At 43.5% G+C, this 18,577-nt stretch carries 15 protein-coding genes; 2 read left to right on the forward strand and 13 right to left on the reverse strand.

The features are described from left to right. Window positions 1-57 precede the first annotated feature (57 nt). The 11 genes from CTER_RS13155 to CTER_RS13210 all read right to left on the reverse strand — a co-directional run bounded on the left by CTER_RS13155 (window position 58) and on the right by CTER_RS13210 (window position 13,908). A complete protein-coding gene (locus CTER_RS13155; protein ID WP_004625959.1) occupies window positions 58-1,782 on the reverse strand; it encodes an NADH-dependent [FeFe] hydrogenase, group A6 in 1,725 nt (574 codons plus the stop codon). Between the two features lies 1 nt (window position 1,783). Continuing rightward, window positions 1,784-3,073, reverse strand: a complete 1,290-nt coding sequence (locus CTER_RS13160) for a complex I 51 kDa subunit family protein (protein WP_004626047.1) — start codon at window positions 3,071-3,073, stop codon at window positions 1,784-1,786. Then, window positions 3,066-3,536: an NADH-quinone oxidoreductase subunit NuoE family protein gene (locus CTER_RS13165; protein ID WP_004625967.1), complete on the reverse strand. Its 471-nt coding sequence runs from the start codon at window positions 3,534-3,536 to the stop codon at window positions 3,066-3,068. The genes CTER_RS13160 and CTER_RS13165 overlap by 8 nt, the downstream gene beginning before the upstream one ends. A 756-nt stretch (window positions 3,537-4,292) precedes the next feature. Further along, the gene (locus CTER_RS13175) at window positions 4,293-4,928 is read right to left on the reverse strand and encodes a hypothetical protein (RefSeq protein ID WP_004626110.1); all 636 of its coding nucleotides are present in this window, start codon (window positions 4,926-4,928) and stop codon (window positions 4,293-4,295) included. A 29-nt stretch (window positions 4,929-4,957) separates the two neighbouring features. Continuing rightward, window positions 4,958-6,829 (reverse strand): MutS-related protein, encoded by a 1,872-nt coding sequence (locus tag CTER_RS13180; RefSeq protein WP_004625922.1) that lies wholly within the window; start codon window positions 6,827-6,829, stop codon window positions 4,958-4,960. A gap of 106 nt (window positions 6,830-6,935) precedes the next feature. Further along, on the reverse strand, window positions 6,936-7,784 hold the full coding sequence (locus tag CTER_RS13185) for a TraB/GumN family protein (RefSeq protein ID WP_341349526.1): 849 nt from the start codon (window positions 7,782-7,784) through the stop codon (window positions 6,936-6,938). Beyond that, window positions 7,777-8,094, reverse strand: coding sequence for a TraB domain-containing protein (locus CTER_RS29185; protein ID WP_004625953.1), 318 nt, complete (start codon window positions 8,092-8,094; stop codon window positions 7,777-7,779). The genes CTER_RS13185 and CTER_RS29185 overlap by 8 nt, the downstream gene beginning before the upstream one ends. 490 nt (window positions 8,095-8,584) lie before the next feature. Continuing rightward, window positions 8,585-9,376, reverse strand: coding sequence for an inositol monophosphatase family protein (locus CTER_RS13195; RefSeq protein ID WP_004626129.1), 792 nt, complete (start codon window positions 9,374-9,376; stop codon window positions 8,585-8,587). Between the two features lie 150 nt (window positions 9,377-9,526). Continuing rightward, complete coding sequence (locus CTER_RS13200) at window positions 9,527-11,236, reverse strand: AMP-dependent synthetase/ligase (protein ID WP_004625948.1); 1,710 nt, start codon at window positions 11,234-11,236, stop codon at window positions 9,527-9,529. 102 nt (window positions 11,237-11,338) lie between these two features. Next, the gene (locus CTER_RS13205; protein ID WP_004626138.1) at window positions 11,339-12,133 is read right to left on the reverse strand and encodes a dihydropteroate synthase; all 795 of its coding nucleotides are present in this window, start codon (window positions 12,131-12,133) and stop codon (window positions 11,339-11,341) included. Then, window positions 12,130-13,908, reverse strand: coding sequence for a bifunctional homocysteine S-methyltransferase/methylenetetrahydrofolate reductase (locus tag CTER_RS13210; protein WP_004626142.1), 1,779 nt, complete (start codon window positions 13,906-13,908; stop codon window positions 12,130-12,132). The genes CTER_RS13205 and CTER_RS13210 overlap by 4 nt, the downstream gene beginning before the upstream one ends. Window positions 13,909-14,129: 221 nt before the next feature. Between CTER_RS13210 and CTER_RS27645 the strand changes: the two genes are divergently transcribed. Beyond that, complete coding sequence (locus CTER_RS27645) at window positions 14,130-14,306, forward strand: YjfB family protein (protein ID WP_004625936.1); 177 nt, start codon at window positions 14,130-14,132, stop codon at window positions 14,304-14,306. A gap of 156 nt (window positions 14,307-14,462) precedes the next feature. Here CTER_RS27645 and sdaAA read toward each other — a convergent pair whose 3' ends face one another. Further along, window positions 14,463-15,335 (reverse strand): L-serine ammonia-lyase, iron-sulfur-dependent, subunit alpha, encoded by an 873-nt coding sequence (gene sdaAA, locus CTER_RS13215; protein ID WP_004626049.1) that lies wholly within the window; start codon window positions 15,333-15,335, stop codon window positions 14,463-14,465. 15 nt (window positions 15,336-15,350) lie between these two features. Continuing rightward, window positions 15,351-16,040, reverse strand: a complete 690-nt coding sequence (gene sdaAB / locus CTER_RS13220) for an L-serine ammonia-lyase, iron-sulfur-dependent subunit beta (protein WP_004626100.1) — start codon at window positions 16,038-16,040, stop codon at window positions 15,351-15,353. A gap of 320 nt (window positions 16,041-16,360) precedes the next feature. On the opposite strand from sdaAB, the gene CTER_RS13225 reads away from it, so the two are divergent. After that, window positions 16,361-18,553, forward strand: coding sequence for a family 10 glycosylhydrolase (locus CTER_RS13225; RefSeq protein ID WP_004625966.1), 2,193 nt, complete (start codon window positions 16,361-16,363; stop codon window positions 18,551-18,553). Window positions 18,554-18,577: the final 24 nt, after the last annotated feature.

Here is an 18,577-nt window from a genome sequence, read left to right on the forward strand (position 1 = left end):
AACCGGTTCATTCACTGGTTTTACTACAGTCTCTGGTCCTGAGGATTTATTTGTCAATTATCTTGCTACATAATGGGTATGCAGCAGTTTGTGGGCCTTATGCGCACCTGCTTCACCCAGATATTCGGCATAAAGCTTCTGAATTTCAGGGTTTTCATGGGACTTTCTGGTGACACAAGCTTTGTCTATGTCGTAAAGTCCTTTTATTCTTGCAGCTTTTACTTCCTCGGTGGTGGACTTGTCTTTTATGATGGGCTGTCCGCCGCCGTTGATGCATCCGCCTTCACAGCCCATTACTTCGATGAAGTGATAGCCGGCCTCTCCCGCCCTTATTTTATCAAGCAGTTTTGAAGCGTTACCGGTACCGTTGGCAACGGCAACCTTGATATCCATACCTGCTATGTTTACAGTTGCCTCCCTGATGCCTGACAGCCCTCTTACAGCCGTATATTCTATACTGTCAAGAGATTTTCCGGTAAGCTTGTCGGCCACCGTACGAAGGGCAGCTTCCATAACGCCACCGGTGTTGCCGAAGATTGTACCGGCTCCGGAATAGGTTCCAAGGATGCTGTCCCTCTCGCCGTCTTCCAGCTCGGCAAACCTGATGCCGGCCTGGCGGATCATTTTTGCAAGCTCTCTTGTGGTTATGACGGCATCAATATCTTTCAGCCCGTCAACCTGCATTTCTTCCCTGTCGGCCTCATATTTCTTTGCCGTACATGGCATTACCGATACAACAAACACCTTTTTGGGGTCAACGTCAGCCTTTACAGGATAGTAGGACTTTGCAACGGCACCGAACATCTGCTGCGGTGATTTGCAGGTTGACAGATTTTCAAGGAAATCATGGTAGTTGTGTTCGCAGAACTTTATCCACCCCGGTGAACAGGAAGTGATCAGCGGAAGCTTTCCTCCGTTCTTGATCCTGTTTAATAGTTCATTGCCTTCTTCTATTATTGTCAGGTCGGCACTGAAGTTGGTATCAAATATCTTATCAAAACCGAGTCTTCTTAATGCCGTAACCATTTTGCCTTCAACATTTGTGCCCGGAGCATAGCCGAATTCTTCGCCAAGGGCAACTCTTACAGCAGGAGCAGTTTGAACTACAACATGCAGCTCAGGATTTTCAAGGGCTTTCCATACCCTGGCAGTATCGTCTCTTTCCGAAAGGGCACCCACAGGACAGATCTTTATACACTGTCCGCAGTTGATGCACTCCTGCCCCGCAAGACCTTCCTCGTAAGCAGTAGTGACCGTCATATGTGCTCCGCGGTAAGCAAAATCAATAACTCCCACATCCTGCATTTTTGAACAGACACTTACGCATCTTCCGCAGAGTACACACTTGTTTGGATCTCTGACTATGGGACCTGAAGTATCAAGACATCCCTTGTCAACTTTTCCCCCGTAAGGAAGTCTGTCTATGCCATTTTCATTACAGAGTGTCTGAAGTTCACATTTAAGATTTCTGTCACAGGAGAGACATTCCCTGTTGTGGTTTGACATAATGAGTTCAAGGATATTTTTCCTTGCCTCTCTTACAGTACTGGTAGCGGTTTTAACCACCAGACCCTCGGAAACTTTTGTAACACAGGCAGGATGCAAACCTCTCCAGCCTTCAACCTCAACTACGCATACTCTGCATGAGCCGGGCTCATTTATGCCTTTCATGAAGCACAGTGTAGGTATATTGATATTCAGCTTTTTAGCAGCTTCAAGTATTGTAGTATCCTTTGGAACTTCCACTGCAATACCATCTATAGTAACATTGATCATTTCCATATTATTTACCTGCCTTTCCGGTCATATGGCATACACCAGTCCTGCATTTACCGTTTATATGCTCAAGGAACTCTTCCTCAAAATACTTGACAAGAGTTAACAGCGGTACAGGAGCGCTTTGGCCCAGACCGCAGAAGCTGGATGTCTTCATAGTCTGTGCAAGGCTCTTCAGTTTATTGAAGTCTTCCATGGTTGCAGTACCTTCTGTAAACTTTTCAACAAGCTGTACCAACCTATAGGTTCCTTCTCTGCAAGGAGTACATTTGCCGCAGGATTCTTCTTCAAAGAATTCCATGGAATTCTTAAGGTAATCAACGGCACAGTGACTGTCATCCACTACTACTACAGCCCCTGAACCTAAAGATATACCTGCTTTTTTAAGATCGTAGTAACAAATTTTAGTATCCAGCAAGCTCTCAGGGAAGCAGCTTCCCGACTGTCCTCCAAGGTGGACAAATTTTAGCTTTCTGCCGTTGGTAACTCCGCCGCCCAGGTCATAAATGAGTTCCCTTAAAGTCATACCGAAAGGAATTTCATAAACTCCTCTGTTCTGAACATTTCCCGAAAGACACATTAACTTTGTACCGCCGCTGAACTCGGTTCCCTTTTTGCTGAAGGTTTCTCCGCCGTCCTTGATTATCCAGGGAATACATGAATAGGTTTCTACATTGTTTAATATGGTAGGCATCTGATACAAACCGCAATTCTTGATGTACGGCGGCTTCTGTCTCGGTCTGCCTGTCTTTCCCTCTATTGATTCAACAAGAGCAGTATTTTCACCGCATACATATGCCCCTGCGCCTGAAACAACCTTAAGCGTGAAGTCAAAACCTTCTCTTCCTAGGATATTCTTTCCGAGGTAACCGGCTTTTTCAGCGTTGGCTATTGCGCTCCCAACTATCCTTTGAATAGCTGCATATTCACCTCTGATGTATATATATCCCTCTTTGGCGCCCATGATATACGCGCCTATGGTCATACCTTCAATGAGTTCAAAGGGATCTTCTCCAAGAATGTGCCTGTCTTTAAATGTACCGGGTTCACCTTCGTCACCGTTACAGACCATGTATTTGGGACCTTTTTTGATAGCATAAGCCTGTTCCCACTTTATACCTGTCGGGTAAGCAGCACCGCCCCTGCCAAAAAGGTTGGCTTTCTTTATTTCTTCAATGGCATCAACATGCTCCATTGACATTGTTTTCTTAAGACCTTCATAACCACCTGCCGCAATATATTCTTCAACACTGTCGGGTTTGATTTTACCGAATCTTGCACTCAATACCTTATCCATTATGACGGCCCTCCCTATAAGAGTTTACAATCTCATTCAGCTTTTGAGGTGTGAGGTTTCCATAAACCTTCTCACCGATTTTTACTGCCGGAGATATGTCACATGCTCCAAAACACGAGGACTGTATCAATGTGAAAACTCCATCTTCAGTTGTTTGACCGGGCTTGACCTTCAATTCTTTTTCCAGCATTGACAATAGGCTGCCGGCACCCGTTACATGACATGGAGCACTCTTACAGACTTCAACCACATATTTTCCCCTGGGTTCGGTCCCAAACATTGCATAGAATGTAATAACACTGTATACCCTGCTTAACGGCATATCCAGTTCGGCTGCCACAAATTCAACCCATTCGTGTGGCAGTGAATTTGTACCCGAAATATTCTGCAGCTCCAACATAACTTGAATAAGATTGTCTTTTGAATTGCCAAAGCGCTTCAACACTTCTTTAACCTTCTCCATCTTAGCCTCCCATGAGCCGCAACCGCGGCATCAAAATAATAATTATATATAAGCTCCTAAATCCGCATCAGGCGAATAAAGGAGGCTAAATAGCCATTTTCAAATCCGTTACAGGTACTTTGTATACAATCTCATCACATAAAAAAATGAGTTTGTTAAATACCGTATCTTTAATATGCGAATTTTTTAACATTCTCAACTATATTGTAAGTTCTTAAGTTCACATTGTCAATTAGAGTTTGATATTTTTTTCACAGAATTTATTATTTAACATTCATTTAAATATTCTTTGTTATTTATTTATCATTCAAAATACCCTCAAACGCTGATGAGATCTCATGTATACATGCGTAAAGCCTTTACTATTGCTAAAAAATGTATTAAAATAAATACATAATAACTGATTGGAGTGGTGGTCAATGTGCAATACCTGTTCAACTGAAACTAAACATCGCAATTCACGCCATACCGAATGTTGTACCTGCATGAACGGATACCCGAAGAAATGCAGCTGCGGAGGTCTTATACATGTGGAAGAAACCGAGAGTGAAAGCTTTGGAACTCTGCTGGTTTTCAGATGTGACAAGTGTAATTTCGTTTTTGATATTCAAGAGGAGGAGTATTGATCTTGCAGTACAAATAGGGACTGGTCACAAGAAATGCTAATGGCATTTTTCTTGCGGCAGTCCCTTGTTTTTTCCTATATTTCTGTATTTCTATATTTCTGTGTCACTGTATTGCTATTACTATGTTAATTTACCGATCAGCGGCTTTGCTTATTTTTATAAGCTTTCCCCTGTCGGGAAAAAACCTGTTCCACTCATACTCCAGCTTTAAAGTGTTTTTATTTTTTTGATCTTTTAACAGATCACATATTTTAGCGATGTCTTCCTTAGAACATTCCAATTCCATATTCAAAGCCTTTATGAAAATTTCATGGCTTTCACTTTTAAAAACTCCTGATTTTGAATAAATATTATTTGCTTCAAACTGGTTCTGCTGGTATACCACAACTGTGTCATGCCGCAAATTGAATATGTACACTACTTTTATCATTGAAATGATCAATGCAGCGACTACCAAAAATTTTACTGTCTTTTTTATCAATACCACTTTTTCTTCTTTTGTTCTTTTATTTGGATTTTTCCCGAGTGTTCTTATGCCTCCTAAAACCACCATTGCTCCAAGCCCTGCAAGCAGAACAAAAGTCAGGACCATCCCAAACAGCTGGTCCGGCCGTTCTAAATCGTCCACATCAAACGAATACAAAAACATAAATGCCATAAAGATAAAAAAGAATGATCCAATTACAATAGCCAGCCATCCATCAAACCTTCTATGGCTGATCAAAAGCTTTTCGAACTCCCTGTTCTCTTCATCGGTCAGACTCATTATTATAACCCCCGGAAATAAACAAAATGTTACTCTTCTTCTACCTTTACACCTGCCATCTTCATAAGGAATATGGCGTTCCTTGTGTCTGAAACACCTTCACGAAGCTGATAGTCAAAATGAATACTGTTGTCCCTGTAATACTCCTTGAAATGATAATTGCGGATTCTTCTGCCGCTTTCCCGCTCCATGTCCGCCAGCTCCAGGTCATGAGTCGATACCATTCCCCAGGCTCCCTTTCTGTCCAGCTGGCTTATGAGCATCCTGGCACCGGTGTGCCTGTCTGCGGAATTGGTTCCTTTAAATATCTCATCCAGAAGGAAAAATACCCTTTCTTCCCTGTCAACTGCTTCAACAATCAATTTGACTCTCAAAAGTTCAGCATAAAAGGAGGAAACGCTCTGACCAAGATTATCGCTGGTCCGCATGCAGGCATATACCTTCATGACGGGGCAGCTGAACGCTTTTGCGCAAACCGGCAGTCCCATGTACGACAATATCAGGCTCAGTCCTACAGTTCTCAGGAAGGTGCTTTTCCCCGACATGTTGGAGCCGGTGATGAGAAGTATGGGCTGCCCCCGGTCTATGTTGATATCGTTGCATTTCCTGCCTTTGGTGAGCAAAGGATGCCCCAGCTGTTCTGCAACGATTCCGCCTTTGAGCTCTTCCGACACCCTGGGCATAATAAAGTCAGGATTATCGTGGCGCATAACCGCCAAACTGCTCAAGGCTTCAACTTCTCCTATGATGTCAAACCATTTTTCCACATATCTGCCGCTGGTCATCTTCCATTTTTCCAGAGCCACCAAACAGTGGAAATCCCATAAGGTGACAGTGTTAATAACGGTATAGAGAAAATTATACCTGTTTGCAATCAGTTCCCAGAGCTTGGACAGCCTTTCGATCTGCTTCCAGGCAGGTTCATGGGAGACTCCTTTGAGCTGCTCCCTTAAATTCATCAAATGCCGGCTTTCAAAGCTCTCTGCCTCGAACTGTTTAAGTACCGACCTGTAAACTTTAAGTGTATTGGAATACTTTTCAACCAGTTCAAAGCTTTTATTTCTATAATTGACCTTATACCCCAGCATCAGGAACTGGATGACAAAGCCGGCAATGGGCAGGTAAAAGGGTACAAGCTTCAGTACAGCCAAAACTGTTAAAAGCAGGGTTATTACCGGAAGTGCAGTTATGAGCAGTTTAAACCCCGAGGCGGAATACCGGCTGTTTGTGTCCTTTGCCCAGGCGAATACAGCATCAAGTTTATCTATGATATCAATCAGCGATTTGGTATGTTTTTTCCCCTGCACCTCAGCATCTGTCAAAATGATATCTTTGTTGGACATAAGGACATTTGAGTACATCCGGTGTCTGAAAGTTAGCTTTTCCGCCAGTTCTGCAACAGCCTCCTGCCTCATGGCTATATCCTCAGTCTTATCCAGCGGCTGCAAAAACATACCGGCAAGTTTTTGCCTGCCCGAATAGGTAGTGGTCATATTTATCATTTGAAACAAGGAACCTTTTCCGAACAGATCGAGGTCATGGGTATAATTGTGGCCGGGGTCCACAAACTCTTCTCCTGTATCCGAGAATGACGTCCATAAACCCTTTGCCCTTTTAAGACACATATTGTTTATTTGCAGCATTGCCTGTGAATAGTTCCTATTCTTTATTATCCTGTTGTGTATTATTGACAGGTATACAAACCCGGCTGCGAAAATTGCAAGCACTGCCGCCATCACTATATACTGTCTCATAATATATAAAATTACCGCAAGCGCCGCGCCGGCAAAGAAAACCAACAGCTTGTAATTTCCTATGCTATTGCTCCGGCCTGCATATATATCCAATTTTTTGCCGTAGGCGTCGGCTCTCCTCTGATATTTACTTTCAGGCGTGTACATTGACTCCTCCTGTAATGCTTGTTAATCTTTAGCTGCATAAATATATTATAGTTCCGGCAGTGCCAAATAATACTATCAGGCTTGAATTTACCGCCGGAGCGTGATATCAGAGCAGATTTCTAATTATACCCGTACCTGCGATAAAGGTTCCGATGGAAGCACCGATATTGGACATTATAACCACCAGCAGGGTTTTCAAAAAACGGTTTTTTAACACACCCTTCAAGCTGAAAATATCCTCCTGGATATTTTGAACATCCTGCACGGTAGGTTTTTTTATTGTGGCTTCCACCAATCCTGCAAACCAGCCGCAGGCCAGCATTGGATGCAGGGTTGTAATTGGTGCTGCAATAAAAGAAGTAATGATGCTGAGAGGATGGCCTAAACATAGGGCAGTAAACAATGCCGCCAGCAAGCCCGTCCATAAAACCCATGCCGATAATTGATTCAAGCCTGTTTGGATATTCATGATAAAAGCATAGACAAAAAGTCCCGTTATCAGTGCAGGAATGATCCATGCGGTTATTTTTGAAATTTTGCTTTTGGGAGGAATAACAGAGATACTTTCAATATCCTGTTCCTTGAATATTTCCTTTTTCACGCCCGGAACGTGCGCACCGCCTAAAACGGCCACTATCTTTTGACCGGGAGCATTTTTGATTTTATAGGCCAGATATTGATCCCTCTCCGAAATGAGAATTTGCCCGACAGCGGGAAATTGCTTTCGCAGCCCTGAAATGGCCGACTCCAGCATATCTTCCTTTAGCAGCTCCTGTAAATCCTCACTGGATATTTCGGTGTCTTCTCCGAAGGAGAAAGTCAGGCTGAAAATTAATTTAAGCTTTTCCCACAGGCTTAATTTACGCCATATACGCAGCAAAGTGGTTTGAATATTGCGGTCGGCAAGCACCAGTTGTGCGTTGACGTCTTTTGCGGAGGCTATTGCCTCAAGCATTTCTCCTCCCACATTTGTTCCGAGTTTTTTTTGCAAGCTTTTTCTGATAGCCGCTTAAAATCAGATTAGCTATAAGAAAGCCCACTTTTTTTGATTTTACTACCTTGACAATATCAGTACTCTCCCACCTCTTTGGATTTTGAATACTGTCATATCTCTGTTCGTCAAGTTCGATGCACACACTGTCCGGAGTTTCTTCGGCAATAACCTGCCGTACAAGCTCTGCACTTTCCTTTGACACATGGGCAGTCCCTACAAGTATTATTTCTTTATCACCATACATCAGTCTGGTTACGTTATCCCTATCCATATTAACCTCCATGAGCCACATTTGTGGCCACAAAATGTAATGAAAACTTATATCCTTTATCGCAATGTGGCGAATAAAGGAGGTTAATTGGCCATGTGCGCTTTCAAAGTATACTTTGAATATTTCGCACGGCCATAAATTCACAGGTTAGTTTGGAAGACGAACGCAAGTGAAGTCTTTCAAACTAACCTCCATGAGCCACATTTGTGGCCACAAAAAACAATGAAATATGTTCACTCCAATATCCACTGTAAAGTGAATAAAGGAGTTTAATTGACCATGGCTCTCACCCAGTTTGACACCAGTATACTTTTATGTACATTTTAAGTCAAGCGTCAATTTTGCTAATTATTGGGAATTAAAAACAGCGGCCAGTTTGCTATTAAATAACTGACCGCCAAATACCCTATACACTATTACTATTTGTTATTTATTACTTATTAATATTATTATCCGGCTTATAATTTCTTTTTAACTTGATTATATTTTATTATTTGCTATTTATAACTTCCTTGAGCTCAAAATGTATATGACCGTTTGTAGCCATTGCCTGATGCTCACGTATGTAGCTCAGTTTGTCACCCGACCATTCTGTGATACAGCCTCCCGCTTCCTCCAGGATAACCGACGCCGCGGCATAATCCCAGGGCCGGAGCTCCATTTCATAAAAGCCATCAGTCCGTCCGGCTGCCACATTGCATATATCAAGTGCTGCAGAGCCCGAACGCCTTATATCTCTGCATTTAAGAAAAACATTTTTTGTTATTCTGAAGGTTTCGTCAGCCTTCCCCTTGTCGTAAGGAGAGGTTCCGATGGTAATCAGGCAGTTTTCCAGTATTTTGTTGTCACTCACGGTTATTGGCTTTCCGTTTACAAAGGCTCCCTCGCCTTTGCGGGCTGTAAACAGCTCCTTCAGATAAGGATTGTAAACTATTCCGGCATAGGGCCTGCCGTCTACAACCAGCCCCAGTGCTATGCAGGAATACTTATAACCGTACATAAGATTGGTGGTGCCGTCCACGGGATCCAGTATCCAGGTGTACTTCCCCAGTGTAAAGTCATTTTCATTTGTTTCCTCGGCAATAATATTACTTTCCGGCAGGATTTCTTTTAAGCCTTTTATCATAATTTCCTGAACCTTTAAGTCTATTTCGGTGACAAAATTGGCATCCCCGCTTTTTGTCAGAACCTTTTTATCATCCATATCACATAACAAATACTCGCTTACTTCCCTGACAAGGTTTACAGCTTCATTTATTGCATTGTCCAGTATTTTATCCATATGCTAATTGAATTAACCTCCTAAGCCGATGGCTTTGGGCCGCATTAGCAGCCACAAAAATGTAATGTAATTTGTTCACTCCTCATCCGCTATAATGCGAATAAAGGAGGTTAATTGGCCATGTGCGCTATATGATTTACTCAAAAAATTTTAAGCTAACTCCTGATATCTTTTTATCTTTTTGGTTGTTGTCTTTTCGAACTCGTTATCCCTTAGCGTAAATTCCTTAACGTACTTGTAGGTGACCAGCTCCCTGTTAATTCTCTTAACCTCGGAACCGATTATTGCATTCACGTCTGCCTGTCCGATAACACCATTCTTTACATCCTCATCAATCTTCTCCCTATCCGGCACAATCTGGGCGCAGACGACCACGTCATCCTTTCCCTCAGTACCGTAAACAAGGGATTCCTTTATATAATCACTTCTGTTGAGGAGAGTTTCAATTTCTTCGGGATATACATTTTTGCCGTTTTTAGTAACAATGACATTTTTCTTTCTGCCGGTTATGTGTATGAACCCGTCAGAATCCATAAAACCCATATCCCCTGTATAAAACCAGCCGTCCCGTATACTTGCATCGGTGGCCTCTTTATTTTCATAATAACCCAGCATGACACTGGGGCCCTTGACTTTGATTTCACCGATACCCTCACTGTTGGGTTTATTGATTACGACCTGCAGGCCCGGCAGCGGAAGACCTGCCGCATCATCCTTGAACCAGCAGTCTCTGTTCAAGCCCACTATTGGTGCACATTCGGTGAGGCCATAACCCTGTACCAGTTTTATCCCTATTTCACGGAAGCCTTTGGATACCATCGGATCAATTGCAGCAGCTCCGCTTATAAATAACCTCAAGTGGCCCCCAAGGGCATCGTGAATCTCGGCAAAGAGCTTTCTTCTGATATCCGCACCGAAAACTCCGGCTATTTTACTCAGTCTGATTCCCAGCTTGAGTTTTCCCGGTCCTCCGGGTTTCTTGGCAACCTGATTCATAAGCTGCTTATGGATGGATTCAAATACAAGGGGAACTCCGTTCATAACGGTACAGCCTGACTCCCGCAAGTTTTTTACTATGTGCCGCAGCCCCTCGCAAAAAGCCACCGTACAGCCCCTGTACATCTGGCACAGGAAACCGCAGGTACACTCATATGTGTGGTGCATTGGCAATACCGATAAAAATACATCCTTATCGTCTATATACAGCATAGAGCACATGGCCATAAGGTTTTCCGCTATATTTCTGTGGGACAGCATAACTGCCTTGGATTTATCAGTGGTTCCCGATGTGAACAATAGAATATCCATAGCTTCATTATCAATGACTGCGTCCAGATACTCTCTTCCTCCCTGTGCCAGGAGTTCCTTCCCTTTCTGCATCAGCCTGCCGTATGAAAGCTGACCGTCGGTATCTTCCTCAATATCCATATTGATAAAATATTTGCAGCTGGTTATATTCTTTAAACTGTTTTCAATATTACTTGATACCCCACCTGAAAAAATTATGGCATCCGCATGGCTGCGCAGCAAGCAGTTCTCTATCTCATTCTGAGGGAGCTCCTTGTCCAAAGGAACAATAATGCCGGTTCCATTGCAGACAGCAAGATAGGAGGTTGCCCATTCATATCTGTTTTCACCGATCAAAGCAATTTTTTTACCTTTAAGCTCCAGACTCAACAAAGCTGTCCCCAGGACATCAATATCTTCCTTGAACTTTTTAAAGGATACAGGGACATAATCTCCCCCTGTTTTCGGCTTGACAAGGAAAGCGGCCTTGTCGGCATAAAGCTTCGCACTCTGTTCAATCATATCCTTGAGATTAGAGATCTTTCTTACTTCATACAACGGTTTGTCCTTCATGGGTGGTACCCTCCAATATGCAAATTATTCCGCTTTTCGTAAACTTCGTAAAATATTGTATCACATAAAATGTCATCTTGACAGCAGAATATAAAATTATAATCAGTTATTCTTTTGCCCTCTGAAATAGCCAAGGTACTCAATACAATATTCATCCTTACCTGCAATCATTTCTGCAATAAATACAGTACTCCGTATCTGCTGGTTTGTTATATCCACAATACCGCTGTCAAGGCCGGCGTAAATAGCTGTGTTAAGAAAAGCGGCATTTATGTCGGGCCTTTTGGGAAGACCGAAGGATACGTTTGAAACCCCGCAAATAATATGAATATCCGGCTGTGCCTTTCTCAGGGCTGCTATGGACTCTATGGTTGTTCTCGCATTTTCGTTATCAACTGCAAGAGCTTCTGCCAGAACATCAATATATATTTTATCCTTTGCAATTCCTGCTTCCTGAAGTATTTCAACCAGCTTAAGCGAATTTTCCACCCGCTTTTCAGCTGTTTTTGGAATACCGTCCTTATCTATGGGCAGGCATACAACTCCTGAATTATAGGACTTTACAACCGGTAAAAGCTCATTTATCCTGTCCTGGAGAGTTATTGAATTGATTATTACTTCTCTTCCCGATATGAGCCCGATTGCCTTTTCAATCACTGCCGGAGAGGGTGAATCCAGCATAATACCGCATTCTGTACTCTCAAGCACTATACCGAGAACATATTCCATCATTTCAATTTCCTGCTCTCTGAAAATCGCAGTATTGATGTCAAGAAAATTGGCTCCGGCGTTTTGCTGATCTACGGCAATTTTTTTGAGCTCTCCAGTATTTTTTGCCTTCATGAGCTCAAATATCCTCGGGATTGAACTGTTTAATTTCTCACCAACTATTATCATACCTTTTTCTCCTTAATCCTTTTTATTAATTCACAAACCACATGTATTCTCTTAAGCGGTGTCATTATATAAAATCCGGAAACATGTTCATACAATTTATTTATACACTTCATTGAGTGTTCTATACCAAGTATTTCCGATTCTTCCCTGCTCTTGTCCCGGAAGCTTTCAACAGTAGCTGCATCTATGTCTATTCCCGGAACCTCGTTATTTATAAACTGTGCGTTCTTATATCCCACAATGGGCATTATTCCCGCAAACACAGGTACCTTTAACACTTCAAAAGCTTTGACCGCATTATTTACGGCGGTTTCAGTATATATTGCCTGTGTCAGGAAAAAGCTTATTCCATTTTCGATTTTTTTAACAGAGCGTCTTAACTCGGCATCAAAATTAGGTGCATTTACGTTCAGGGCTCCGCCTATTTCAAAGGAAGCCTCCCCGAATACGTTGTCATTAAGGCTTGACACGTAATTTGCCAGATTTGAGGAGTTCATACTGTAAACTCCCTTAACGTCCTTTCTTTCAATGATGGCAATAGGATCACCTGTGACAAGCAAAACATTTCTGATGCCCTCGATATTTAAGCCCAGCAAGGTTGCCTTTATACCCAGCAGATTCCTATCCCTGCAGGTAATGTGAGGCATTGCGGGCAAGCCTGACTCCCGCTGCAGCCTGGCGGCCATCATTGAGCTGTCCGCTCTTGATTTTGCCAGCGGCGAGTCGGCAATTGTTATCATATCTGCCCCAGCAGTTTTCAGCAGGAAGGCATCCCGCAGCATGTACTCCCAATTTGTATCAAAGGGCGGATCTATTTCAACCAGAATGGGCTTCTTTTCAGCTATGAGCTTTTGGATCAAAGGCTTTCTATTTGCAGGTAATACCTGTTTATCAGCCTGCTGTTCGGTATTGCCTGCCGCACTTCCGCTGCCGGCCAGCAATTTTGCGGTAACGGCTATGTGATGCGGTGTTGTTCCGCAGCAGCCGCCCAGTATTTTCACACCAAGCTTTTTCAGTTCCAGCATTTTTTCCGCAAAGTAATCGGAATTGTCAACGTAGACAGTCCTGCCTCTTTCCGAGGAAGGATATCCGGAGTTTGGCATGACAGTGACCAGCCTGCCCTTTATATCCAGCTGGCCCACCAGCCTGCACATATGCGCCGGACCGCTGATACAGTTAAATCCACAGGCATTGACCAGGCCGCTGGAACTGACCTTTTTAAATATATCCTGAAAAAACAACCCCTCTTTGGAATACCCGTCGGGGTATACGGCAAAGGAAGCGATTATAACGGCATCAGGCTTTTTGAGTCTGATATGGGCAGCCAGTTCAAGAATAATATCATAACGCGAAAAGGTTTCGAACAGAAAATTTTCAGCACCGCATTGGAGAAATATGTCAGCCAGCTTTTTGTATTCCGTCTCTTCTTCCTGTCCCTGTGGTATTGGAATGGGACCGATATCCGCAAAAACGGCTGCTTCCCTGTCTCTCACGGCAGCATTGGCAATTTCCCAGCCTTTTTTTATGATCTGCTCCACCTCTGGCTGCTCACAGGCCAAAGAAAACCTGTTGGCTGCAAAAGTATTTGTCTTTATGGCATTTGCACCGGCTTCAATATATTCCCTGTGTATACGTAAAATCGTCTGGCCGTCGTTCAGGTTGGCAGTCTCACACGCAATGCTGTTGTCATGCTTTGAGGAATAATAGGTGCCCATGGCACCGTCAAACAGAAAATAATCTTTATTTTCAAATAGTTTCGTAACATTTAATTTCATAATATTCATTCCTTCGGATAATAAGGGATACCCGTGCCGGGCCCTGCCGGCTCAAGTCCTATACCCTTTGGAATATTATACGTTTAGTTATTGTGTCAGTCAAGGAATACATTGTTATAGTTACCATAAAAAACAAGAACATATTGTAGTTTAATGTTGAAGGGTGTAAAATTATAATATGAGTTTAGATATATTTGAAATAATAAAGGAGTGGTTTTGAAATGGATATTGAAGCTTTATCTGTGCTGAAGTCACAAGCCGCAGTCAGCGAGAAAGCAAGCCTTGCCGTAACAAAACTCGCAATGAACGCTGCTGAAGAGGACTCACAGGCTCTTACAAAAATGATGGAACTCAGTGTCAATCCCAATCTAGGAGGCAATTTCGACCAAAGTGTTTGATTATTTTAAGTTAAACCCTGCAGTCATATCCTGCATTGTGACTTGATTGTAACCTAAACGATTTAAAAAACAGCAAAACCATAAGCCCGGCTCCATCCGGTCCTATGGTTTTTTGTTTTGCCGGGCAGTCCCATCCGCACAGACAGTTGAAAACTGCTATCTCCTGAAGATACCGTCGGCTATTTTTCTGGCTGTTTCAGTAGCGGCCAATCCTCCCATGGCAGTTTCCCTCAGCTGGTAGGGAAGCATTTTCCCCACTTTGTACATGGCCTCCACAACCTCATCAAAGGGTACATTGCTTTTTATGCCCGCCAGGGCCAGATCTGCAGAAGTTACCGCATTAACCGCCTGGGACGCGTTCCTTTTTGCGCAGGGCACTTCCACCAGGCCGGCAACAGGGTCGCATATGAGCCCCAGAATATTCTTCAAAGCTATAGCTGCTGCATTGAGGCTCATCTCAGGTGTGCCGCCGGCCAGCTCGACCACCGCAGCTGCGCTCATGGCTGCCGCCACACCGCATTCGGCCTGGCAGCCTCCCTCTGCTCCGGCTACGGTGGCGTTCTTTACAATGATTGCTCCTATGCCGGAGCAGGTAATCAGCCCTCTGACGGCGCTTTCCTCATCCAGGCCCAGTTTCTCGCACACCGAGATTATGACGGCAGGCACTATTCCGCAGGAGCCTGCCGTGGGTGCAGCGCACACCCTGCCCATGGAAGCGTTTACTTCGCAGGAGGAAAGGGCTCTGGCCATCATCCTGCACATAAAATCCCCTGACAGGGTCCTGCCTTCCTCCGTAAAATCATTTATTTTCCTGGAATCGCCCGAAATCATGCCTCCCACTGTCTCCTGAGGTTCTGACAGCGCTTTTTGTGACGAGTCCTTCATGACGTTATACCTTTTTCGCATTGCATCTTTTATTTCCTGCTCCGACCTTTCCGATATTTTCATTTCATTCTCAAGAATGACATCGTAAAGTCTCAGGTTCCTGCTGTTTGCGAGTTCCAAAAGCTCACGGCCGTTACTGTACATAAACTCTCCTTATATTTAAAGTGCTTTATTATCCATAAAATTCATAACCTTTACATCATCCACATATTCGATTTGGGACAGTTGGTCGATGATAGCATGAGATATTTCGTCATCGGTTTCAATGATGGTGGAGGCTTCCGTCCCCTTCTCCTTGCGGCTGACCCTCATGACTGCAATATTTATGTTGTTTTGAGCCAGCAATGAGGTTATCTCACTGATAACACCCTTCTTATCCTTATTCCTTGTAATGATAACAGGATTTTCAGCTGCTATTTCCACTTCAAAATCGTCTATATTTGTAATCAGTATCCTTCCTCCTCCGATAGACGCACCGATGACCTTATGATACTTGTTATTGCTGTCTATGATTTCAATCAGCACCGAATTGTCATGTGCGTTAGTCAGATCGATTTCCCTGAACTGGTAATCCACACCGTTTAATTCGGCAATGGTAAAGGAATTTCTGATATTTTCATCATCCTCCTTCATCCCCAGCACCCCTGCCACAAGCGCCTTATCGGTACCGTGCCCTTTGTAGGTTTTGGCAAAGGAACCGTGGAGTCCGAACACAACCCTTTTTACATCTTCATTGGCCACCGTCCTTGCAATGCGCGCTATCTTTGCGGCACCTGCGGTATGCGAGCTGGAAGGACCGATCATTATTGGGCCCAACACTTCAAAAATACTAATCTCTATTGCAATCACCCTTTCAAGTTATAGATCCCGAATCATATATCAATATATCAATTATATAAGAATTATATATGAAAAATATAATAAAGTACAAAAATAGTATCTGTAATTTATCAATTATTAAAATTCATTATTTCTAAAAAAATAAAACAAAGCTGAAGAGATTGCAATTTTTCCCACGGAGCTGTTTTTCTTGACTAAACAACTCAGTATGCCTTAACATATTACCAGAGACTAGTTTTATGTAAACCAATAATACATATTATTTATTTAGTTATTTATTTTCAGTTGTTTTTAGTTATTTATGGGTCATATGTTTCCGGGGGGTTATCATGCACATCAAGTCAAATTCTTACATACGCCTGTTCAGTCTGCTGTTTTTATGTTTACTCGCTTTGTCTATTACTTTTCAGTCCTTTGCGGCTGCATGGGATCCGTATCTGCAATATATTCCTGCGGCTGTTCCGGTGACCAAAAGCCATCTCCGCGGTGCCTGGATAAGTACCGTTGCAAATCTGGACTGGCCTTCCTCCAAAACCAGGGCAATTGCAGACACAAATCTCAGGATTCAAAAGTCCAAGGAAGAATTGATAAAATTATTGGACAAGGCCGCAGCCCTCAACATGAATGCCGTATTTCTACAGGTGCGGTCAACGGGCGATGCCTTATATAAGTCCAGCCTGGCCCCCTGGTCCCGGTATCTCACCGGTACGTTTGGAAAAGACCCCGGCTTTGATCCGCTGCAATTTGCCATAGATGAGGCTCACAAAAGAAATATGGAACTGCATGCCTGGTTCAACCCCTACCGGATTTCCATGGATACCGGTGACGCCACAAAAGCTTCCCTGAATATACCTAAGAGTGTTTATAAGGAACACCCCGACTGGATCAGGACAGCCAGCAACAGATTTGTACTTGATCCGGGCATTCCGGAGGCAAGGAAATGGGTTGAGGACTGTGTAATGGAGGTTGTCAGGAATTATGATATCGACGGTGTCCATTTCGATGATTACTTTTATTATGAAGAAGTTAACAATGAGATGGGAGACGATTCCACTTATCAGAAATATAACAATGGACAGTTTGCCAAAAAGGCTGATTGGAGAAGAAATAATACATATCTTCTGATAAAGGAATTATCGGCAAGAATAAGAGCTGAAAAACCCTGGGTAAAGTTCGGAATAAGCCCCTCTGCCATCTGGAGAAACAAAAAGGACGATCCCGCAGGCTCCAATACCAATTCCTCCTATACCAATTACGACAAATGCTATGCCGACACTAAGAAATGGGTGGATGAAGAATTGATAGACTATATATGTCCTCAAATTTATTTTACCTATGCAAATCCAGCCGCTCCCTATGGCGAGCTTGCCAGCTGGTGGTCAAATGCCGTAAAGGGCAAGAATGTCCACCTGTACATAGGTCAGGCACTTTACCGGATAAATGAAGGAAACTCCACAAATGACAGGGATTTTTCAACAGATAACGGAGTACCTGAAATGACACGTCAGATAAAATATAACACCGCCAAACCTGAGATTCAGGGCAGTGTTATGTTCAGGATGAACCACTTTTTTGAAAGCCCCATGCAGGCAGTAGTTTCCGCTCTCCAAAAGGATTTGTGGTCCACTAAAGTCCTTGTGCCTGCCATGCCCTGGAAAGGCGGACGTGCTCCGGCAGTTCCGGAAAATGGCACAATCACTTCGTCTTCGGGTGGAATAAGGCTGACCTGGACCGACAACGATGCGGCAACTGTATATTATGCAATTTACAGATACTCAAACACTGAAACCATAGATATAAACTCAAATGAAAGCGCCAGAAAACTCATTGCCACAGTAAGACGCAAGACCGCCGGTCTGCAGCAGTTTACCGACACTGCGGGAACCGGTCTGAATGGGGCTGTATATGTTGTCACCGCTCTTGACAGACTCCATAACCAAAGCCAGGGCTTAAAACTAAGCAATGGATCAAAATACTTTAGCGACGTGGGCCAAAATGTTTACTGGGCTGTGGACTCAATAGACTATCTATATGAAAAGGGCATCGTATCGGGAGTGGGACAGAATAATTTTATGCCGGCAGCCAATTCCAAGCGCGGAGATTTTATCCTTATGCTTGTAAAAACCGCCGGCCTGCAAGCCCAATTCAGCAGTAATTTTACCGATGTGCCGGCCAATTCCTATTATTACAATGCCATTGGAACAGCCAGAGAGCTGGGTCTCACCGCCGGCACCGGAAATGGATATTTTGATCCCAAATCAGGCATTACACGGCAGGATCTGCTGGTACAGGTGTACAAAGCTGCCCAGGTTTCAGGTATTCCGCTGCAGCCGGCCGACGGGAGCCAACTGGCCGCATTTTCCGATTCGTCTCAAATAAGCGGCTATGCAGCCGAGGCTATGGCCGTAATGGTTAAGAACGGGATCATCAGCGGTTCCGGCAACAGGCTCAATCCAAGGGCCCAGGCCACAAGAGCCGAAATTGCAGTAATATTGTCAAAGCTGCTGCAAAAACTTAATTAGACAGGCCGGGATGTATAGCACTTT

Origin of the sequence: Ruminiclostridium cellobioparum subsp. termitidis CT1112 (genome assembly GCF_000350485.1) — a bacterium.
Classification (GTDB): domain Bacteria; phylum Bacillota; class Clostridia; order Acetivibrionales; family DSM-1351; genus Ruminiclostridium; species Ruminiclostridium termitidis.